Here is a 20,511-nt window from a genome sequence, read left to right as displayed (position 1 = left end):
CGGGGCCGCTTCTACCCCCGCTCACCCCCGCGCCTTCATGACCACCATCCAGTTCCGCCGGCGACTCATCGTCATCATTCTTCTGTGCGTGGCCGTGGGTGGCGCCTTCCTGCGGCACTACGCGGAACGGGGATCGACCGCGCGCGACATCGGCACGCTGCTGATGGTGCTGTGGGTGCCGATCATCGGCAACGTCATTGCGTGGCTCGTCAGCAAGCGGCCGCGCCGGGCACCGCCGGCCGCGCCGCCGAGCTTCGATGCGCTGGGCGCTTTCACGCCGCACCTGCTGGTCGAGCTGAAATTCCGCAAGCCGGCGCTGCCTTCGCAGGACGTGCCGATCGGTGCTGGCGAATACCGCTGCGCGCTGGTGATCGACAACGAGGGCTTTTCGGCGCGCTGGCTCGTGCCACGGGGCGAGGTGCTCGAGCGCGGGCTGCCCCACGCGCTGGAGATCGAATTTCTCTCCCCGGCCATGGCACAGCCGAAGTTTCCCCATGGCGCGGAGTTCCGCGTGCTGATCGGCGATTCGTTCATCGCCGATGGCCGGGCGCTGCAGTCGCGCCCCGTCATCACCTGAGCCGCAGCGCGCAAGCCCGCAGCCCGCACACGGCCTGATGGCGATGGCCACCCTTGCAGTGGTCCGGGGATGCGCGGCAACACCAAAGGGGTCGATTGTTAACCGTCAGGAAACTGACTACTGCTGCCCGGCCCCTTTGTCGCGCAGGCGTCAGCTCGCACACTCCAATGCCCTTCACAAAGCATTGGCGCCTGTGCCGCCGATGCCCTTCACGAAAGCATCTCCATGATGAATTCACCCAGCAGCAATCCATGCATCGACGACGTGACGGCGGCTGCACCGGCCCCCACCTCGCGCTCCGCATGGCTTGCCGTCAGCTCCATCGCCGTCGGTACCTTCGCCATGGTCTCGACCGAGTTCATGCCCATCGGCCTTCTGACCGACATCGCCCGCGGGCTCAACGTGTCCGACGGCACGGCCGGCCTGATGGTCACCATGCCCGGCGTGCTGGCCGCCTTCGCCGGCCCGGCATTGATCGTGGCTTCGGGCAAGCTCGACCGGCGCACGGTGCTGATCACGCTCACCACCTTGCTGATTGCCTCGAACCTGCTCGCGGCCTTTGCGCCGAACTTCGGCACGATGCTGGTCGCGCGCCTGCTGCTCGGCCTGGCCGTCGGCGGTTTCTGGACTTTCGCGCCGGCCGCGGCCACCCAGCTGGTGCCGCGTGCCTCGCAGGCCCGCGCCATGTCGCTGGTGCTGGCGGGCGTGTCGGCCGCCACGGTGCTCGGCGTGCCGGCCGGATCGCTCCTTGGCACGCTGTTCGGCTGGCGCGCGTCGTTCGCGGTGACGGGCGCGCTCGCGACCATCGTGCTGCTGGTGCAGCTGTGGCTGCTGCCCGCCATACCGCCACTGCGCGCGATCGGTGCGCGTGACCTGCTGACGCCGCTCACGCGCCGCATGGCGCAGGTCGGCCTGCTCGCGGTGCTGTTCTTCATCGCCGGCCACTTCGCGGCCTACACCTACCTGAAGCCGCTGCTGCAGCAGGTGTTCGGCCTGCCGGCCAACGCGGTCTCGACGCTGCTGCTGGTGTATGGCGCGGTTGGCTTCATCGGCACCTTCCTGGGCGGCAGCCTGGTGGCGCGCAGCGTGCGCGGCACCACCCTGCTGGCGGCGCTGATGCTCGCGACGGCCCTGCTGCTGTCGACCCTGGTCGGCCCCGGCATGGTGTCCGGCGCCGTCGTGGTCGTGATCTGGGGCGTGGCCTTCGGTCTCATTCCGGTGGCGCTCACCGGCTGGATGATGGAAGCGGTGCCCGACGCGCAGGAAGCCGGCCAGGCCCTGCTGGTGACCGGCTTCCAGGTGGCGATTGCCTCCGGCGCGCTGATCGGCGGCCTGACGGTCGACAGCTACGGCATCTCCAGCACGATGGTGCTCAGCGGTGTGCTGGTGCTGATCGCGGCGCTGATCGTCGGCACGCTGGGCCGTGCACGCGGCGGTGCACCGCTGGCGGCCATTCCGGAATAACGACGGGTGGCGGCCCAGCCGCTGCCGATCTCGCCAGTCAATCAGTCAATCAATCAGTGGCGGCCGGTCTTCCCGGCCGCCACGATCGCATCGAGCACCACGCGCAAGGCCTTGCTGACGGGCTTGTCCCGCCGGATCACGATGGCCAGCGTGCGATGCATGCGAGGGTTCAGGCGGCTGGTCTTCAGCTCGGGGTGTGCACCGCGCCCCACCATCGACATCGCGGGCACGATGCCGTAGCCCAGCCCCGCAGCCACCATCTCCTTCATGGCCTCCACGCTGCCCAGCTCCATCACGGGCCGCGGCTGCAGGCCCTCGGCGGCAAACCATCGGTCGACCAGCTTGCGCGTGTTGGCCGCGGGCTCGAAGAGCACGAGCGGCAAGGCGCCCAGGTCCGCCGGCGCCACACGCGCCTTCAGGGGCGCAAGGTCGTGGCGGCCGATGGCGACGAACGCATCGTCGAGCACCTGCATCACCGTCAATGAACGCCCCGGCGCCGGCAGCGTGACCAGCGCGAGGTCGAGGCTGTTTTCTTCCACCTTGCGCACGTGGTCGTCGGTGTTGCCGGTGCTGACCACGACGCTCAGTGCCGGAAACGCCTCGCGCAATGCGCGCAGCACGCCGGGCAGAAAGTACAGGCAGGCCGTCGCGCCCGTGCCCAGCCGCACGCGGCCCGTGACGCCACTCGCGTGGTCGGCCAGCGCGTCGATGGCGTTGTCCACCGCGGTCTCGATGTGATGGGCGTGGCGCAGCAGCTCCATGCCGGCGGGCGTGGCCCTGGCGCGTTTGCCGACCCGTTCGACCAGCCGCACACCGAGCCGGCGCTCCAGTTGGCGGATCTGCAGGCTCACCGCCGGCTGGGACACGCCGAGCCGGTCGGCGGCGGCCGAGAAGCTGCCCGTTTCGATCACCAGTCCGAAGGACTTGAGCTGATCGAGGTTCAGTGTCTTTTCCAAAGTATTCCTTATGCCCTGCATAGGTTGCCCAAGCTTCACTTATCGACAGGGCCTCGTCAAGATAGGGGCATGTCATCGCCAACTCTCGCCGTCACACCCGTCGCCACCGTTGAAATCCTCGATGCCGGGGCGCATCACATGCCTGCGGTGCAGGCCATCTACAGCCACTATGTGCTGCACGACCTGTGCTCCTTCGAGGAAGAAGTGCCCACCGTCGAGCAGATGCAGTCGCGCCGCAACGACGCGCTGCGCAACGGGATGCCCTACCTCGTCGCGCTGAAGAACGGCGAGGTGGCCGGCTACGCCTATGCGAGCGCCTACCGCGCCCGCTCCGCCTACCGCCACACGGTCGAAGACTCGATCTACGTCGCGCAGGGCATGCACGGCCACGGCATCGGCACGGCGCTGCTCGCCGAAGTGATCCGGCGCTGCACCGACAGCGGCTTCACGCAGATGGTGGCGGTGGTCGGCAACAGCGCCAACGCCGGCTCGCAGCGCCTGCACGAGAGCCTGGGCTTCGAGCGGGTGGGCGTGCTGCGCGACGTCGGCTTCAAGTTCGGGCAGTGGGTCGACACGGTGCTGATGCAGCGCGCGCTGCGCTGAGCCCCGCCATGTCGAGCGACAACGCCACCGCGCCCCTGCGCGGATGGCTCGCGCTGCTGTGCGCGAGCCGGCTGCTGCAGGCCATGATCGTCACGGCCTACTCCGGCGTGCTGCCTTTCATGATGGCCGACTGGCAGATGTCGGCCGCGCAAGCCGGCTCGATCCAGAGCGCATGGCATGTGGGCTACATGACCTCGCTGTTCGCCGTGGGCCTGCTGGCCGACCGCTACGGGCCGCACCGCATCTTCTTCGGCGGCAGCTTCGTCAGCGCGATGGCGGCGCTGGCCTTCGCGCTCTTCGCGCACGACCACCGTTCCGCGATGCTGCTGTATGGATTGGCGGGGTTGTGCGCAGGAGCTTCGTACACGCCGGGCCTGCAACTGCTGGCGCGCAATGCCGAGCCTGCGGTGCGCGGCCGCGCGATGGGGCTTTTCATCGGTGCATCGTCGATGGGCTATGCGGTGTCGCTCGCGGTGGTCGCGGCCTTCAGCCACGCGCAACACTGGCGGCACGGCCTGCTGGTGGCCGCCGCCTGTTCGGTGGCGGGTGCCTTGCTGACGGTACAGGCCATGCGGCGCATGCGCCCGCCTTCACGCCCCACGCAAGCGGCCCGCGAAGGCACCTGGAGCGCACTGGCGGCCACGGTGCGCGACAAGCCCGCGATGGCCGGCAACTGGGCCTATGCCTTCCACTGCTGGGAGCTGATGGCGCTGTGGGCCTGGCTGCCGGCCTATCTGGTCGCCTCGTCGGGCGGCACCGCCGCGTGGCAGGGCGCGGGCATCGCGCTCGCGGCCTTCGCGCACCTGGTGAGCGTGCTCGGCAGCATCGCGGGCGGCGCGGCGTCGGACCGGCTGGGTCGCGCGCGGGTCATGATGATCGCGACCGTCACCAGCCTCTGCATGTCTTTCACGTTCGGCTGGATGTGGACCTGGCCGCTGTGGCTGCTGGCCGCGGCGGCGGCCATCTACAACCTGCTGGCCATCGCCGATTCGTCGGTCTACTCGACCGCGCTGGCCGACGTGGTGGCGCCGCATCGCCTGGGCGTTGCGTATTCGGTGCGCTCGGTGATGGGCTTCGGCGCGGGCGCGCTCAGCCCCTGGGTGTTCGGCCTGGCGCTGGACTGGGGCCAGACGCGCTTCGGCCTGGGCAGCACGCACAGCTGGGCGGCGGCGTGGAGTTCGGTCGGGCTGGGCGCGCTGATGGGGCCGTGGATGATCGCGCGCTTCTCACGGCTGCACCGCGCGCGCCCGGCTCACTGAGCTTCGCCTTCCGACCACTCGGGGCTGTAGCCGCCGAGCGTCGGGTGGTACATCTCGTCGCCGGTGTGCTGGGTGAACTCGACGTTGAGCCGGTCTTCGCGCAGGCCCAGGATGTCGATGCAGTCGCTGCACAGCGCCTTGGCCACTTCGAGCCGCAGCTCGGCGGAGCGGCCGCGCCGGATGTCGCACATCAGCACCGACACCGGGACGGGCTCGCCGTCCACCATGCGCCAGACGCCGCCCTCGCCCAGTTCGCGGATGGCGATGCTGATGCGGCGGATGTCGACGCTCATCATCTGCGCGTAGGTTTCGCTAAGTTTCTTCGCGAGGCGCTTCTTGTCGGCCACAGGGTGCGGGCCGTTCACGTCGAGCTGCAGGTAGGGCATGTCGGGGCTTTCTTCGAGGGTCGGTGCGGGCTGGATGAATCCATCGGGCCCGGGCTTCGGATCAGCGGATCAGCGGATCAGGCCAAAAAGATCGTGGTCATTCTGGTTTTATTTTGCGACCCCGTCGCCATTGCGGTCTAATCCTGCAACCAGTTGGCATGCGTGCCTTGCAAGGAAGAAAGAACGAGGATGGCCCGGAGAAAAAGTCTGAAAGACGACGCCTGCCCGATGGCGCGGTCGCTGGAGATCGTGGGCGACCAGTGGTCGCTGCTCATCATCCGCGACGCCTTCGACGGCATGAAGCGCTTTGGCGAATTCCAGCAAAGCCTGGGCGTGGCCAAGAACATCCTGGCAGACCGGCTCAAGACCTTGGTGCAGGAAGGCGTGCTCGACCTCGTGCCCGCATCGGACGGCACGCTCTACCAGGAATACGTGCTCACGCCGAAGGGCAAAGGCCTCTTCCCCGTGGTGGTCGGCCTGCGCCATTGGGGCGAGGCGCACCTCTATGCCAAGGGCGAGCCGCACTCCGTGCTGCTCGAGCGCGAAAGCGGCAAGCCGGTGCAGAAGATCGACCTGCGCACACGCGACGGCCAGCCGCTGGACGCGGCCGATACCTTCGTGAAGAAGCTGCCCGCGAAAGCGGCGGCATCGCGCACCAAGGCGAAGCCGCCCGCCGCCAAGCCAAGCCCTCGCTGACGGAACGGAGCCTCAGGCGCGACGCGGCCTACCCGCCCGCGGCTGCAGCGGCCTTCGCCTTGGCGGCCAGCGCGGCGAACTCTTCCTTGCCGAAGGCCGTGCCGAACATGCCCCAGCCGCCTTCAGCCGCCTCGGTCAGGATCACCCAGGTCCGCGCAGCCTGGCTCGGGTCGCCCGACAGCTTCGTGACGATCTCGGTGGCTTCCTTCGTGATCTGCTTTTGCCCCTCGCGGCTCAGCGAGCCCGGCGGCGTGATGATCTGCACACGCACCGTGCGGGCCTGCGCAGTGGTGGCGGTCTGCACCGCCGATGCCGGCATGCGATGGATGTACGCAGCCGTGTTGTCCAGGTGGAAGGGGCCGGGCTTGGCCACGCCTTCGGCGCGAAGCACCGCCAGCGTGAGTGCTTCGCCGAGTTGGCGGTCGGTTTCGGCACCGGCCGGAAACAGGTCTGCGGCAGCATAGACATCGATCATGGGCATGGGAAGCTTCTGCAAGAGATTGTTGATTCTGAATGACGACCATCATCCACATCAGGGATGATGATGAACATAATCCTGATCGTCAAGCACACGACCGAGGACTTTTCACGCCCATGGGCCATTCAAAAGCGAACAAGGAAGAAAGCCACGCGCGCATCGTGCAAACGGCGGCTGCGCGTTTCCGCGAGGCTGGCGTCGATGGCGTGGGCGTGGCCGAACTCATGAAGGACGCGGGCCTGACGCATGGCGGCTTCTACCGTCACTTCGCCTCGCGCGACGAACTGGTGGCCGAAGCGGTCGAACGCGCCTTGAGCGACGGTGGCCGCGCCGTCGAGGCCGTGGCCGCGTCCAAGGCGAGCCGCCCTGTCGTGGCGGCCCGGCTGGTCGACGCCTACCTGAGCACCGCGCACCGGGACGCGCTGGCCTCAAGCTGCGCCGTGACCACGCTGGCAGGCGACGTGGCCCGCGGCAACGAGCGCACGCGCACGGCCTACACGCAGGAGGTGAACACGTACCTCGACCTGCTGGCCAGCCTGGCGGCGGCGGAAAAATCGAAGGAAAAGCGCGCGAAGGCCATCGCGGCGCTGTCTTCACTGGTCGGAGCGGTGTCGCTGTCGCGCGCGGTGAACGACGAAGCGCTCTCGCGGGAAATCCTCAAGGCCGCCGCCGACGAACTGAAGGCGCTGCTCGGCTGAGCCTTATTCCCCCAGCAGCTCGCCGATGGGCTGCAGGTCTTCCACCCGATCGCAGATCGACTTGATCACCATCGTGATCGGGATGCCCAGCAGCAGGCCCCAGATGCCCCAGAGCCAGCCCCAGAAGATCACGCCCACGAACACCGCCACCGGGTTCATGCGGCTGGTGCGGCTGGTGAGCCAGGGCATCAGCAGGTTGCCGATGAGGGTATGGATGGCCAGCGACACGCCGGCGACCACGATGCCCATCTGCAGGCTGTTGAACTGCAGGAAGGCCACGAGCCCCGCCGCCACCAGCACGATCACCGAGCCGATGTAGGGAATGAGGTTGGTCACGCCCGCGATGATTCCCCACACGGCCGCGTTCTCGACCCCGATGATCCAGAACGCCAGCCCGGTCGCCACGCCCACCAATGCGCTCACGAGGATCTGCACCAGCAGGTAGCGCTCGATGTTGCGCGTGATGTCGTCCAGCACGTGCACGGTGACCTTCTTTCGTTGCAGGCTCGACCCTGTGATCTTGATGAGCTTGCGGCGGAAGGTGTCGCCCGAGCACAGCGCGAAGTAGGTCAGGAAGGCCACCAGCGTGAGTTGCCCCAACGCGTTCAGCAGGCCGACGGTGCCGCTGAGCAGGTAGTCGCGCACGTTGAAGCCCGGCCGCTCGATGACGACGCGGGCCACGCCCTTGCGCGCCGCGACGCGCGCGGAGTTTTCCTCGGCGGCCTTCTCGAGCTGCGCGGCCGCCTGCTGCACGCTTTCGAGCGGCGTGGCGCTCGCGCTCTTGTCGCGGCGCATCGCCTGCCCCAGCTTCTGCGCGGCCACCGGCAACGAATCGAGCAACTGCGAGGCGTTGCCCGACAGCGAATAGCCCGTCCATCCCAGGCCGCCGAACAGGCCCAGCAGGATCACCGCCGCGGCAATCCAGCGCGGCAGCTTCCAGCGATGCAGCATGTCGACCAGCGGCGACAGCGCATAGGTGAGCAGCAGGCTCAGCATCAGCGGAATGAAGACGGCCTGCCCCCACTGCAAGGCGAAGACGGTGGCCAGCACGGCGAGCACCACCAGCGAGGCGCTGCGCACGTCGACTGGCATGTGCAGCAGCAGGCGCTCGCGTGCCCGTGCGCGCGGCTTCGCTGCGGGCGTGTCCTCGGGTTCGGATTCGGGGTCAGGCGCGGAAGCAGGCTCGCCAGCGGTTGGCTGCGGAGGCTCGGCGGACGGTGACTCGGACGGTGACTCGGACGGTGACTCGGACGGTGACTCGGACGGTGATTCGGACGGTGATTCGGGAGGCGGCTCGGGCGTGGGTTGCGGCGCATCCGCAACCGGCGGCTTGCCGGAAGGTGCGTGGGTTTCTTCGGTCATCGCGCTTCCTTCAGCACTTCGCGCACGGCGGCCAGTTGGCGCCGCGACACCGCCACGGGTTCGGGAATCGCATCGAGCCGCAGGGCCCAGCCTTCGGCGTCCTCGCCGTCGTCGTATTTCTCCAATGCGCGGATCGCCGAACGCGCCACCAGTGCGTTGCGGTGCACCCGCAGGAAGCGGTTCGGATAGCGCTCCTCGAACTCGTTGAGCGAGCCGTCGAGGATGTGGCTGCGCGTGGCGGTGCGCACGGTGAGGTACTTGTATTCGGACTTCAGGTAGAGCACTTCGGACAGCGGCACGCGCTCGGCCCGGCCCCGGTCCTGGATCAGCACGCTCTCGGGCGCGGCCTCGGCCTGCATCGCGCGGCGCTCCTTGAGAAAGCGCTCGGCTTTCTGCAAGGCCTGCTGCAGGCGCTCGGCCCGCACCGGCTTGGTCAGGTAGTCGACCGCGTCGAGCTCGAAGGCCGTCACCGCGTGGGCGGCATGCGCGGTGACGAACACCACGGCCGGCGCATCGGCCCGACTGCGCAGCGCACGCGCCACCTCGATGCCATCGACGCCCGGCATGTGCACGTCGAGCAGCACGAGGTCGAGCGCCATCGTGGCCAGGTGCTGCTGCGCCTCCGCGCCTTGCGAAGCCTCGGCCACCACTTCGGCGGCGGGCGAGGTGCAGTCGCGCAGCAGCGTGCGCATGCGCGAGCGCGCCAGGGCTTCGTCGTCAACGATCAGGGTCTTGAGGCTCATGATGATTCGGCGGGGATGGCAATGCGCACCCGGTAGTTCTTCTGGTCCATGCCGGCGCTGAACTGCATCTGCATGTCGTGCAACAGGCGCAGACGGTCTCGCACATTGGCCAGCGCGATGCCGTGGCCGCGCGGCAGCGGCTCGTCGGCCCAGCGCAGCGGCGGCAGGCTGTTGACCACCTCGATCTCCACCATGGAACCGCGCCGCTCGGTGCGGATGCGCAGCTTGGCGCCCTCGGGGCTGGGTTCCACGCCGTGCTTGATGGCGTTCTCGACCAGCGGCTGCAGCAGCAGCGGCGGCAGGCGCGCGTTGCTGGCGGCGGCATCGAGGTCCCAGCGGATGCGCAGGCGGTCGCCGAAGCGCACCTGCTCGATGGCCAGGTAGCGCTCGGCCAACGCGATCTCGTCGGCCAGCGTGCCCGATTCGCCCGGGTCGGCCAGCGCCTGGCGAAACAGCTCGGCCAGGTCTTCGAGCATGGTCTCGGCCTTGGCCGGTTCCTCGCGCACCAGCGCAATGGCGCTGTTGAGCGTGTTGAACAGAAAGTGCGGGCGGATGCGCGATTGCAGTTCTTCGAGCCGGGCCGTGGTCGCGGCGGGCGTCTGCCCGCGCGCGCGCAGCACCATCGCCGCCATCACCAGCCCCGCAAAAAGAGCGCCGGCCAGCGCGCTGGCGAGCCACGGCGCATCGGACAGCACGCCTGTCAGCCGCAGCAGGCCGCAGCCATAAAGAGAGGCGACCGCACCCAGCGTGGCGCCGGCCGCGTATTGCCACTGGCGCGGCAGGCGCCGCAGCGGCTTCTTGAGGCCGCAGGTCGCGACCAGCCACAGCAGCGTCGCCGGCAAGGCGCCGCCGGTGACGGTGGCCGTCTGCACCAGCCATTCGGAGGGCGTGGCCACCACGAACAGCGTCGCGATGGCCACCACCGCCTCGACGAACACCACGGTGCGCAGCACCACGCCGATCCGGCAGGCGTCGAACAGCGAGGGCTCGCCGCGCGCGGCCGAACGGGCCCTTTCCGACGATGCCGGGGACGTGGTTGTAGAGCTGGCCGATAAAATCGCCGGGTTGCGCATCACAGACATCAGTTACATCGGGTGACCAACCCATTATTGCCTCCTGGACGGCTCCCATGACCCAAAACCAACTCGACAAGAAATCCGAAGCCTGGTCGGCCCTGTTCTCCGAACCAATGAGCGACCTGGTGAAGCGCTACACCTCCAGCGTCTTCTTCGACAAGCGCCTCTGGCAGGCCGACATCCAGGGCTCGCTGGCGCACGCCGGCATGCTCGCCGCGCAAGGGATCATCAGCGTGCAGGACCACGCCGCGATCGAACGCGGGATGGCGCAGATCCGTACCGAAATCGAATCCGGCGCCTTCGAGTGGAAGCTCGACCTCGAAGACGTGCACCTGAACATCGAGGCCCGCCTGACCCAGCTGGTCGGCGACGCCGGCAAGCGCCTGCACACCGGCCGCAGCCGCAACGACCAGGTGGCCACCGACGTGCGCCTGTGGCTGCGCGGCGAGATCGACCTGATCGGCGACCTGCTGGTCGAGCTGCAGAAAGAGCTGGTGAGCATCGCCGAGAAGAACGTCGACGTGATCCTGCCCGGCTTCACCCACCTGCAGGTGGCGCAGCCGGTGAGCTTCGGCCACCACATGCTGGCGTACGTGGAAATGTTCAGCCGCGACGCCGAACGCATGGGCGAGGTGCGCCGCCGCGTCAACCGCCTGCCGCTGGGTGCCGCTGCCCTCGCCGGCACCAGCTACCCGCTCGACCGCGAGCTGGTCGCCAAGACTCTGAGCATGGACGGCGTGTGCCAGAACAGCCTGGATGCCGTGAGCGACCGCGACTTCGCGATCGAATTCACCGCCGCCGCCAGCCTGTGCATGGTGCACATCAGCCGCATGAGCGAAGAGCTGATCCTGTGGATGAGCCAGAACTTCGGCTTCATCCAGATCGCCGACCGCTTCACCACGGGCTCGTCGATCATGCCGCAGAAGAAAAACCCCGACGTGCCCGAGTTGGCCCGCGGCAAGACCGGCCGCGTGGTCGGCCACCTGATGGCGCTCATCACGCTCATGAAGGGCCAGCCGCTGGCCTACAACAAGGACAACCAGGAAGACAAGGAGCCGCTGTTCGACACCGTCGACACGCTCAAGGACACCCTGCGCATCTTTGCCGAGATGATCGGCGGCATCACCGTCAAGCCCGAGGCGATGGAGGCCGCGGCCCTGCGCGGCTACGCCACCGCCACCGACCTGGCCGACTACCTCGTGAAGAAGGGCCTGCCCTTCCGCGACGCGCACGAAACCGTGGCGCACGCCGTGAAGGCCGCCACCTCGCACAAGGTCGACCTGGCGGAGCTGCCGCTGGCGGTGCTGCAGCAGTTCAACCCGAGCATCGAGAAGGACGTGTACGACGTGCTGAGCCTGCGCGGCTCGCTCAATGCACGCAACATCCTGGGCGGCACCGCGCCGGCGCAGGTGAAGGCGCAAGTGGCGCGCCACCGGGCACGCCTGGGCTGAGCGTCTCAGCGACAGCCGCACCGTGTTCTACGCCATCCCGCTCGAAAACAAACCGAGCTGGCGCAACCCACCGTGGATGACGGTGCTGCTGATCCTCTTGAACATGCTCGTGTTCTGGGGGCCGCAGCGCAGCGAAGAGAACGGGCGCGAACGCGCCGCCCGCTACTACACGACGAGCGCGCTGCCCCAGCTGGAGCTGCCGCCGTTCGTGGAATGGCTCGAAAAGACGGACCCCAAGCGCGGCAAGATGGCCCGCCGCATGCTGGCGGATGAGGACACCTATCCGCAGCTGCTCGAAGGCCTTCAGCACGAGAAGAAATTCCTGCAGAAGCTGCAGGCCGACGAAGTCATCACGCCGGCGAATCCGCAGTACACCGAGTGGAAGCGCGACCGCCAGCACTACGAGACGATGCTGCCCGCGCCCTTCACCGAGCGCTGGGCACAGGACTACGGCAAGGACGCCGAGTTCAAGCCCTGGACCTGGATCACCGCCGCCTTCCTGCATGGCAGCACGGGGCATCTGCTGGGCAACATGCTCTTCTTGTTCCTGTTCGGCTTCTCGGTCGAGCTGGCGCTGGGCCGCGGCACCTACCTCACGTTCTATCTGCTCGGCGCCGTCGGCGCCTCCGCGCTGGCCGGCTGGGCCTATGCGGGCAAGGGCAGCTACGGCCTGGGCGCCTCGGGCGCGATCTCGGCGCTGATGGGCATGTACGCGGTGATGTACCGGCTGCGGCGCATCCGCTTTTTCTACCAGCTGTTCTTCTATTTCAACTACGTGACCGCGCCGGCCCTTCTGCTGCTGCCGGCATGGATCATCAACGAGCTGATGCAGCACTGGCTCGGCGGCCAGGGCATCGCCTACATGGCGCACCTCGGCGGCCTGCTCACCGGTGCCGCGCTGATGGCCGGCGCCACGCTGCTGCACCGCGTGAAGACGCCCGAAACCGTCAAGTCGGAAATGGTGAACGACGACGACCGCTTCGACCAGCACGTGGCCGCCGCCCGCAAGCTGGCCGCCGCGATGAAGTTCGAGAGCGCCTGCACCGAATGGCGCGCCGCAGCCGCCCTGCGCCCCGGCGACATCGACACGCTACGCGCCTGGTTCAACACCGCGCGCCTGCAACCCGCGAGCGACGACTTCCACCGCGCCGCGCGCAGCATCTTCCGCCTGCCCGCCACCGACGCCGACACGCTGGCCCTGCAGCACGCGAGCTTCACGACCTACCTCGAGCAGGCCCGCCCCGGCGTGCGCCTGAAGCCCGAAGACATCGCCCGCCTGGCGCGCCGCTTCGTGCGCATCCGCCAGTTCGAGGACGCAGACAGGCTGTGCCGCATCCTGCTGAAGACCGCGCCCGAGCATCCCGAGCTGGCCAACACCCTCTCGGTGTGCGCCAACGGCTTGCTGCATGCGGGCGAACGCGACAAGGCCATCGGCCTGCTGCCGCATCTGCTGCGGCTTGCGCCCAACGACATGGTGACGCGCGCACTGCAGCGCGCCTGACGGCGAAGGCCCGGGCCGCCGAAGCACCGGGCCCCAAAAACCCGCAAGCAGCCTTTTGACAGCGCACACAATAGGGGCGTGACCTCGAAGTCGCGAATCCTGGTGTAAACCAGTCACAAGAAACAAGCCGGCCACTGCCGGCAGGAGGATCGCCTCATGCGGGAAGAAGAGGAAGACAACAAGCGCGCGCAGACGCCGGAGCCAGGGAGCGAAATGAGCACGAAGGACGTGGCGCTCGACCTGTTCATGCGGGTGCTGGCCGCGCTGGCGCTGTCAATCTTCGTGTACCGGGTGGTCCGGGTCGAGCTGCGGCATCCGAGCATCGTCCTGACCACGCTGCTGATCTCGGAGACCCTGATCGTCGCGCTCGTGATCTTCTCCAAGATGACGAAGACACGCGTGTTCTCTTTCTCGACGGTGATCTCGACCACCGTCGCCACCTTCTACTTCCTGTTCATCCAGCTCGATGCTGGCGACAAGCTGGTGCCGGTGTGGATCTCCGAGACGGTGATGGTCGCGGGGATGCTGCTGCAGATCAGCGCCAAGATCTACCTGGGACGCAACTTCGGCTTGCTGCCGGCCATCCGCGGCGTGGTGACCAAGGGGCCTTACGGGCTCGTGCGGCACCCGATCTATTTGGGCTATCTGATCACGCACCTCGGATTCCTGCTCAACGTCTTTTCGCTGTGGAATCTGCTGCTGCTGACGGTGCTCTACCTCTTCCAGTTCGCACGGATGGTGAACGAGGAAAAGGTGCTGATGCAGTCCGCCGAATACCGCGCCTACATGAGCCGGGTGCCCAAGCGGCTGATTCCCTTCGTGGTCTAGGCAGGGCCTCCGCGCCCCCGCCCGAGGCACCGCGCGTACGGTAACGCGCGTGTAAAGCCGGCCGCGTCATTCGCGCAGCGTTGAACTTGAAGGCACGCGTTCGCTCCATCTGGGGCTTTCGCTACTTCAATTTCCTGTCTGATGCCTGACCAAACCACCTCCCGCTTCGCCTTGCTCCTCACGGCCCTGGCCATCGCCGCGCTTGCAGGTTGTTCACGCACCAGCGTGGAAACGCCAGGCACCGCAAAGGCCACCGCCGCACCAGAAAAGGAAGTTGGCGCCGTCACCCTGAAACACGAAGCGCTGGCCCTGAGCACCGAGCTGCCCGGCCGCACCGCGGCGCCGGTCATCGCCGAGATCCGCCCGCAGGTCGGCGGCATCCTCAAGGCACGGCTCTTTACCGAAGGCTCGCAGGTCAAGGCCGGCCAGGTGCTCTACCAGCTCGATCCGGCCTCGCTGCAGGCGGCGCACGCCAGCGCGCAAGCCAGCGTGCGCAAGGCCGAGTCGGCCCTGGCGACGGCGCGCACCGTGGCAAAGCGCAACGCCGAGCTGGTGAAGATCGACGCCATCAGCCGCCAGGTGTTCGACGAAACCCAGGCCACCGAGCAGCAGGCCGAAGCCGACCTGGGCGTGGCGCGCGCGGCCGAGCAGACCGCGCGCATCCAGCTTGGCTACACGCGCATCACCTCGCCGATCACCGGCTGGGCCGAGCTGTCGAGCGTGACGCCCGGCGCGCTAGTCACCGCCAACCAGGCCGCCGCGCTCACCACCGTGCAGCAGCTCGACCCGATCCACGTGCACGTCACCCAGTCGAGCAGCGAGCTGCTTCGCCTGAAGCGCGAGCTGGCCAGCGGCCGGCTGCAGCGCGCGAGCGATGCCGAAGCCCGCATCCGGCTGTTGTTGGAAGACGGCAGCGAGTATCCGCACGCGGGCCGCCTCACCTTCAGCGGCGTGACGGTCGATGCCGGCACCGGCAGCGTCACCCTGCGCGCGGTGGTGCCCAACCCCGACAAGCTGCTGATGCCCGGCATGTACGTGCGCGCCGTGCTGCAGGAAGGCACGAACGCCGCCGCCCTGCTGGTGCCGCAACAGGCCGTGACGCGCGCGCCCGACGGCAGCGCCTCGGCCCTGGTGATCGATGCCGACAACAAGGTCGCGAAGCGCCCGGTCAACATCGGCCGCGCGGTCGGCACGCGCTGGCAGGTGCTCGACGGGCTGGCCGCCGGCGACCGCGTGATGATGGAAGGCTCGCAGCGCGTGAAGGTCGGCGAGAAGGTGAAGGTGGTCGACCTCGGGGCCACGGCCGCCGCCAGCCCCGTGGCCAGCGCCCAACCCGATGCGGCCGATGCCGCCAGCAACCCCGTGGCGCGCTGAGGCCCCGCCATGGCCCAGTTCTTCATCGACCGCCCCATCTTCGCGTGGGTGCTCTCCATCGTCGTCATGCTCGCCGGGCTGATGGCCATCCGCACGCTGCCGCTGGAGCAATACCCCGACATCGCGCCGCCGCGCGTGTCCATCAACGCCACCTACACCGGCGCCTCGGCCAAGACGGTCGAAGACTCGGTCACGCAGGTCATCGAGCAGCAGATGAAGGGGCTGGACAACCTCCTGTACATGCAGTCGACCAGCAACTCGTCGGGCGTTGCGCGCCTGTCGCTCACCTTCAACGCGGGCACCAACATCGACGTGGCCCAGATGCAGGTGCAGAACAAGCTGCAGCAGGCCATGTCGCGCCTGCCGCAGCAGGTGCAAAGCCGCGGCGTCACCGTCACCAAGGGTGGCAACGACTTCCTGATGATCGTCTCGATGTACTCGGGCGACGGCAGTGCGTCGGCCGTGGACGTGGGCGACTACATCAGCAGCAACCTGGTCGACGTCATCAGCCGCATCGACGGCGTGGGCGAAGTGCAGACGCTGGGCACCGGCTACGCCATGCGCCTGTGGCTCGACCCCGACAAGCTGCGCAAGTACGCGCTGATGCCTTCGGACGTGGGCAACGCCATCACCGCGCAGAACGCACAGGTGTCGGCCGGCCAGCTCGGCGCGCTGCCGGCCACCGCACAGCAACAGCTCAACGCCACCATCACCGCGCGCAGCAAGCTGCAGACGGCCGAGCAGTTCGAGAACGTGGTGCTGCGCGCCACGCCCGACGGCGCCGTGGTGCGCCTGAAGGACGTGGCCCGTGTCGAACTCGGCGCCGAGAACCTCACCGTGCGCTCGCAACTCGGCGGCCGCCCCGGCGCCGGCTTGGGCGTTGTGCTGGCCGACGGCGCCAATGCGGTGCAGGTGGCCGAAGCCGTCAAGGCCAAGGTCGCAGAGCTGCAGCCGCTCTTTCCGAACCAGTTGCAGACCTTCGTGAGCTACGACACCACGCCCTTCGTCAGCGCGTCCATCGACGAAGTGGTGAAGGCGCTGGCCGAGGCCATGCTGCTGGTCGTGCTGGTGATGTATGTCTTTCTGCAGAACTTCCGCGCCACGCTGATCCCGGCCATTGCCGTGCCGGTGGTGCTGCTGGGTACCTTCGGCGTGCTGTCGATCGCGGGCTACTCGATCAACACGCTCACCATGTTCGGCATGGTGCTAGCCATCGGCCTGCTGGTGGACGACGCCATCGTGGTGGTGGAGAACGTCGAGCGTGTGATGCACGAGGAAGGCCTCTCGCCCAAGGAGGCTACGCGCAAATCGATGGCCGAGATCACGCCGGCGCTGGTCGGCATTGCGCTGGTGCTGTCGGCGGTGTTCATCCCGATGGCCTTCTTCGGCGGCTCGACCGGTGTGATCTACCGGCAGTTCTCGATCACCATCGTCTCGGCCATGGCGCTGTCGGTGTTCGTGGCGCTCACGCTCACGCCGGCGCTGTGCGCGACGCTGCTCAAGCCTGTCGCCAAGGGCCAGCATGCGGTGGCCCGCCGCGGCGTACTGGGTGCGGTCGACCGCTTCTTCGCGGGCTTCAACCGCAACTTCGACAAGGGCGCCGACCGCTACCAGGGCGTGGTGGGCGGCATCATCCGGCGCGGCAAGCGCAGCCTCGTGGTGTACCTGCTGATCGCGGCGGTGATGGCGCTGCTGTTCATGCGGCTGCCCACCTCCTTCCTGCCCGATGAAGACCAGGCCTTCCTGCAGGTGCAGGTGACGCTGCCGCCGGGCGCATCGGACGCGCGGCTGCAGCCGGTGGTCACGCAGATGCAGGACTACTTCACCAAGCAGCCCGAAGTGCTGAGCGTGAACGTCATCACCGGGCAGAACGGCGACCAGAGTTCGGCGCGTGCCTTCGTCAAGCTCAGGGACTGGGCCGAGCGCGAAGGCGACGGCCAGTCGGCCGCGGCGCTGGCGCGGCGCGCCAACAAGGAGCTGTCGGCCATTCGCGACGCGCGCATCTTCGTGCTGCTGCCGCCGGCAGTGCGCGGGCTCGGCGCCAACGCGGGCTTCAACTTTCACCTGAAGGACATCAACGGCCTGGGCCACGATGCATTGGTGAAGGCACGCGACCAGCTCATCGACCTGCTGTCGAAGCGCCCCGAGGTGGCGAACGTGCGCAGCAACAACCTGGACGACACGCCGCAGTTCGCGGTGGACATCGACGACGCCCGCGCCGGCGCGGCAAGCCTGGCCACCGCCGACATCGACAGCACGCTCTCCAGCGCGATGGGCGGCACCTACATCAACGACTTCCTCGACAACGGCCGCGTCAAGCGCGTGTACATGCAGGGCGACACCGCCTTTCGCATGCTGCCCGCCGACATCGACCGCTGGAGCGTGCGCAACAGCCTCGGCCAGATGGTGCCTTTTCCGGCCTTCTCCAGCTCACGCTGGACCTATGGCTCACCGCAACTGCAGCGCTACAACGGCAGCCCAAGCTACGAGTTCGTGGGCGATGCCGCGCCGGGCGTGAGTTCGGGCGACGCCATGGCCGCGGTGGACGAAGTGATGAAGCAGATGCCCTCCGGCATCGGCTACGAATGGACCGGCGCATCGTTCCAGGAACGGTTGTCGGGCGCGCAGGCACCGATGCTCTACGCCATCTCGATCCTGTTCGTGTTCCTCTGCCTCGCGGCCTTGTACGAAAGCTGGTCGGTGCCGTTCTCGGTGATCCTGGTGGTGCCGCTGGGCATCGTCGGCGCGCTGATGTTCACCAGCTTCCGGGGCCTGAGCAACGACGTGTACTTCCAGGTCGGCTTGCTCACCACCGTGGGGCTGTCGTCGAAGAACGCCATCCTGATCGTCGAGTTCGCCAAGCAGTTGCAGGAGCAAGGCAAGAGCGTGATCGAGGCCACGCTGATGGCGGTGCGGCTGCGCCTGCGGCCGATCTTGATGACCTCGCTGGCCTTCGGCTTCGGCGTGCTGCCGCTGGCCATCGGCACCGGTGCCGGCGCGGGTGGCCGTCAGTCGATCGGCACCGCGGTGCTGGGCGGCATGGTGGTCGGAACGGCGCTGGGCATCTTCTTCGTGCCGCTGTTCTTCGCGTTGATTCGCGGATGGCTGCAGGGGCGGCGCAAGCCTGCCGTGCCCGACGAGGCAGTGGGACCGCTGCCCACTCCGGCCGCCGAGCAGGGAGGCCACTGATGGTGCGCGCTGCCCTGCCCCGCTTTCCCCTGCGCGCATTGGCCTGCGCGGCCATGACCTCCGTCGTGCTCGCGGGTTGCGTGAATCTCGCGCCCGCTTACGAAAAGCCGGCCGCCCCCGTCCCACAAACTCTGCCCTCCGCTGGCGTCGAGACAGCCACGCCGCTCGACGTCGCCTGGCGCGACTTCTTCGTCGACCCGCGCCTGCGGGGCGTGGTCGAACTCGCGCTTGCCAACAACCGCGACCTGCGCGTGGCCGCGCTCAACATCGAACGCGCGCGGGCCCAGTACGGCATCGCGCGCGCCGGCCTGCTCCCGACCGTCGAGGCCGGCGCGGGCGGCAGCCGCTCACGCACGCCGGGCAGCCTGTCGACCAACGGCGAGGCGCGTTATGCCTCGCAGTACACCGCCGACCTCGGCCTGACGAGCTACGAACTCGACCTGTTCGGGCGCGTACGCAACCTGAGCGAATCCGCGCTGCAGAGCTACTTCCAGACCGAGGAGACCCGGCACAGCACGCAGATCAGCCTGGTCGCCGCCGTGGCCACCGCATGGCTGCAACTCGCCGCCGACGAGCAGCGTCTGCAACTCGCGCGCAGCACGCTCGACAGCCAGCGCAAATCCTTCGAGCTGATCCAGCGCAGCCACGCGCTGGGTTCGCAATCGGGCCTGGCGCTGGCGCAATCTCAGAGCACCGTCGATGCCGCGCGCGCGGATGCCGCGGCATTCGACAGCCAGGTCGAGCAGGCCCGCAACGCGCTGGCCTTGCTGGTCGGGACCACACCGCCGGCCGAACTGCTGCCGGTGCCGGCCGCCTCGGCAACGGCCACCGATACGGCTGCAGCCGCGCAACTGCTGGTGCCACCGGCCGGCCTGTCGTCGGACGTGCTCCAGCAGCGCCCCGACGTTCGCGCCGCCGAACACGCACTGCGCGCCAGCAACGCCGACATCGGCGCAGCGCGCGCTGCGTTCTTCCCGCGCATCGCGCTCACCGCATCGGCCGGCACGGCCAGCAGCAATCTCTCGGGTTTGTTCGCGGGCGGCAGCAAGGCATGGAGCTTCGCGCCCTCGATCAGCGTGCCGATCTTCGACGGCGGCGCCAACCGCGCGAACCTGCGCGTGGCCGAGACGCAGCAGAAGATCCAGCTCGCGACCTACGAGAAGACCGTGCAGACCGCGTTCCGCGAAGTGGCCGATGCGCTCGCCGAACGCCGCACGCTGGCCGAACGGCTCGATGCGCAACGCTCGCTGCTGGACGCCACCTCGCGAAGCTTCGAGCTGTCGCAGTCGCTGTTCAAGAGCGGCGCGAGCAGTTATCTCGATGTGCTCGATGCGCAACGCGCGTACTACGCGGCGCAGCAGACGTTGATTGGCTTGCAGCTCACGGAGCAGACCAATCGGTTGACGATCTACAAGGCGTTGGGTGGGGGGTGGAAGGACGGGTGAGGCGCCGTCGTTCTTGCGCGAGCTCGCTGTGCTGCGCGCTCCTCCTGAATTCCCCCTGCGCTGGCATTGCAGCCAGGAAGGAGTCCGAGGAGAGTTTCAGAAGCTCGCGTTGAGGTTGAAACCCAACGTGACCTTCGCCGTGCGATAGCCCTCGGGCTTGCTGATAGGCGCGCCGACGAAGAAGTCGTAGCTCAGCTTGGTCCACTGCCCCCGCACACCGATGACAGCACCCGCCAGGCTTCGCCCCAGAAGATTGACGGTGGAGCGACCGCCCACGCGGCCATAGTCCATGCCTACATAAAGCTCCGCGCCGCTCTGGCCCATCGCCCAGCCGATGTCATTGCGCAGCAGCCAGCCACGCTCACCCAACAGGCTCGTCTCGCCATCGAAGCCACGCACCGTGTAGCGCCCGCCGATGGCAAAGC

At 68.1% G+C, this 20,511-nt stretch carries 20 protein-coding genes; 13 read left to right on the top strand and 7 right to left on the bottom strand.

Going from position 1 to position 20,511, the window contains the following annotated elements:
• The first annotated feature begins 37 nt into the window (after positions 1-37).
• Positions 38-577, top strand: coding sequence for a hypothetical protein (locus BLQ28_RS00095; protein ID WP_093236541.1), 540 nt, complete (start codon positions 38-40; stop codon positions 575-577).
• A gap of 225 nt (positions 578-802) precedes the next feature.
• Positions 803-2,041 carry an MFS transporter gene (locus BLQ28_RS00090; RefSeq protein ID WP_093236540.1) on the top strand — a complete coding sequence of 413 codons (1,239 nt, stop codon included), beginning with the start codon at positions 803-805 and terminating at the stop codon, positions 2,039-2,041.
• Between the two features lie 53 nt (positions 2,042-2,094).
• Here BLQ28_RS00090 and BLQ28_RS00085 read toward each other — a convergent pair whose 3' ends face one another.
• Positions 2,095-3,018 (bottom strand): LysR family transcriptional regulator, encoded by a 924-nt coding sequence (locus BLQ28_RS00085; protein WP_093236539.1) that lies wholly within the window; start codon positions 3,016-3,018, stop codon positions 2,095-2,097.
• A gap of 48 nt (positions 3,019-3,066) precedes the next feature.
• Between BLQ28_RS00085 and BLQ28_RS00080 the strand changes: the two genes are divergently transcribed.
• Together BLQ28_RS00080 and BLQ28_RS00075 are read left to right on the top strand one after the other, a co-directional pair.
• Complete coding sequence (locus BLQ28_RS00080; RefSeq protein WP_093236538.1) at positions 3,067-3,600, top strand: GNAT family N-acetyltransferase; 534 nt, start codon at positions 3,067-3,069, stop codon at positions 3,598-3,600.
• A gap of 8 nt (positions 3,601-3,608) precedes the next feature.
• Positions 3,609-4,859 carry an MFS transporter gene (locus BLQ28_RS00075; RefSeq protein ID WP_093236537.1) on the top strand — a complete coding sequence of 417 codons (1,251 nt, stop codon included), beginning with the start codon at positions 3,609-3,611 and terminating at the stop codon, positions 4,857-4,859.
• On the opposite strand, the gene BLQ28_RS00070 is transcribed toward BLQ28_RS00075, so the two are convergent.
• Positions 4,853-5,245 (bottom strand): tautomerase family protein, encoded by a 393-nt coding sequence (locus tag BLQ28_RS00070; RefSeq protein WP_093236536.1) that lies wholly within the window; start codon positions 5,243-5,245, stop codon positions 4,853-4,855. The two genes, BLQ28_RS00075 and BLQ28_RS00070, sit on opposite strands and share 7 nt — an antisense overlap.
• A 189-nt stretch (positions 5,246-5,434) precedes the next feature.
• Between BLQ28_RS00070 and BLQ28_RS00065 the strand changes: the two genes are divergently transcribed.
• Positions 5,435-5,941: a winged helix-turn-helix transcriptional regulator gene (locus BLQ28_RS00065; RefSeq protein ID WP_093236535.1), complete on the top strand. Its 507-nt coding sequence runs from the start codon at positions 5,435-5,437 to the stop codon at positions 5,939-5,941.
• Between the two features lie 28 nt (positions 5,942-5,969).
• Here the strand turns inward: BLQ28_RS00065 and BLQ28_RS00060 are convergent, their stop codons facing one another.
• Positions 5,970-6,422 carry a tautomerase family protein gene (locus BLQ28_RS00060; RefSeq protein ID WP_143012393.1) on the bottom strand — a complete coding sequence of 151 codons (453 nt, stop codon included), beginning with the start codon at positions 6,420-6,422 and terminating at the stop codon, positions 5,970-5,972.
• A 113-nt stretch (positions 6,423-6,535) separates the two neighbouring features.
• Between BLQ28_RS00060 and BLQ28_RS00055 the strand changes: the two genes are divergently transcribed.
• Positions 6,536-7,117, top strand: coding sequence for a TetR/AcrR family transcriptional regulator (locus BLQ28_RS00055; RefSeq protein WP_093236533.1), 582 nt, complete (start codon positions 6,536-6,538; stop codon positions 7,115-7,117).
• A gap of 3 nt (positions 7,118-7,120) precedes the next feature.
• On the opposite strand, the gene BLQ28_RS00050 is transcribed toward BLQ28_RS00055, so the two are convergent.
• The 3 genes from BLQ28_RS00050 to BLQ28_RS00040 are packed head-to-tail and all read right to left on the bottom strand — an operon-like array spanning position 7,121 to position 10,160.
• On the bottom strand, positions 7,121-8,479 hold the full coding sequence (locus BLQ28_RS00050) for an AI-2E family transporter (protein WP_093236532.1): 1,359 nt from the start codon (positions 8,477-8,479) through the stop codon (positions 7,121-7,123).
• Positions 8,476-9,222 (bottom strand): LytR/AlgR family response regulator transcription factor, encoded by a 747-nt coding sequence (locus BLQ28_RS00045; protein ID WP_093236531.1) that lies wholly within the window; start codon positions 9,220-9,222, stop codon positions 8,476-8,478. Before BLQ28_RS00045 ends, BLQ28_RS00050 begins: the two co-directional genes overlap by 4 nt.
• Positions 9,219-10,160, bottom strand: coding sequence for a sensor histidine kinase (locus BLQ28_RS00040; protein WP_371126572.1), 942 nt, complete (start codon positions 10,158-10,160; stop codon positions 9,219-9,221). Before BLQ28_RS00040 ends, BLQ28_RS00045 begins: the two co-directional genes overlap by 4 nt.
• Here BLQ28_RS00040 and BLQ28_RS33180 point away from each other — a divergent pair.
• The 7 genes from BLQ28_RS33180 to BLQ28_RS00010 all read left to right on the top strand — a co-directional run bounded on the left by BLQ28_RS33180 (position 10,135) and on the right by BLQ28_RS00010 (position 20,086).
• The gene (locus BLQ28_RS33180) at positions 10,135-10,320 is read left to right on the top strand and encodes a hypothetical protein (protein WP_256327191.1); all 186 of its coding nucleotides are present in this window, start codon (positions 10,135-10,137) and stop codon (positions 10,318-10,320) included. The genes BLQ28_RS00040 and BLQ28_RS33180 overlap by 26 nt on opposite strands.
• A gap of 31 nt (positions 10,321-10,351) precedes the next feature.
• On the top strand, positions 10,352-11,749 hold the full coding sequence (gene argH / locus BLQ28_RS00035; protein ID WP_093236530.1) for an argininosuccinate lyase: 1,398 nt from the start codon (positions 10,352-10,354) through the stop codon (positions 11,747-11,749).
• Between the two features lie 22 nt (positions 11,750-11,771).
• Positions 11,772-13,250, top strand: a complete 1,479-nt coding sequence (locus BLQ28_RS00030) for a rhomboid family protein (protein ID WP_093236529.1) — start codon at positions 11,772-11,774, stop codon at positions 13,248-13,250.
• Positions 13,251-13,406: 156 nt separating this feature from the next.
• Positions 13,407-14,078: a methyltransferase family protein gene (locus BLQ28_RS00025; protein ID WP_093236528.1), complete on the top strand. Its 672-nt coding sequence runs from the start codon at positions 13,407-13,409 to the stop codon at positions 14,076-14,078.
• 141 nt (positions 14,079-14,219) lie between these two features.
• Positions 14,220-15,452, top strand: coding sequence for an efflux RND transporter periplasmic adaptor subunit (locus BLQ28_RS00020; RefSeq protein ID WP_093236527.1), 1,233 nt, complete (start codon positions 14,220-14,222; stop codon positions 15,450-15,452).
• Between the two features lie 9 nt (positions 15,453-15,461).
• On the top strand, positions 15,462-18,641 hold the full coding sequence (locus tag BLQ28_RS00015) for an efflux RND transporter permease subunit (protein ID WP_093236526.1): 3,180 nt from the start codon (positions 15,462-15,464) through the stop codon (positions 18,639-18,641).
• A complete protein-coding gene (locus tag BLQ28_RS00010) occupies positions 18,641-20,086 on the top strand; it encodes an efflux transporter outer membrane subunit (RefSeq protein WP_093236525.1) in 1,446 nt (481 codons plus the stop codon). The genes BLQ28_RS00015 and BLQ28_RS00010 overlap by 1 nt, the downstream gene beginning before the upstream one ends.
• Before the next feature lie 96 nt (positions 20,087-20,182).
• Here BLQ28_RS00010 and BLQ28_RS00005 read toward each other — a convergent pair.
• Positions 20,183-20,511 (bottom strand): ShlB/FhaC/HecB family hemolysin secretion/activation protein (locus tag BLQ28_RS00005; RefSeq protein WP_143012392.1); only part of this gene is annotated, 329 nt, incomplete at its 5' end.

The organism is Variovorax sp. EL159 (genome assembly GCF_900100965.1).
Lineage (GTDB): Bacteria > Pseudomonadota > Gammaproteobacteria > Burkholderiales > Burkholderiaceae_C > Variovorax.
This window is presented reverse-complemented; position numbering and strand designations above follow the sequence as displayed.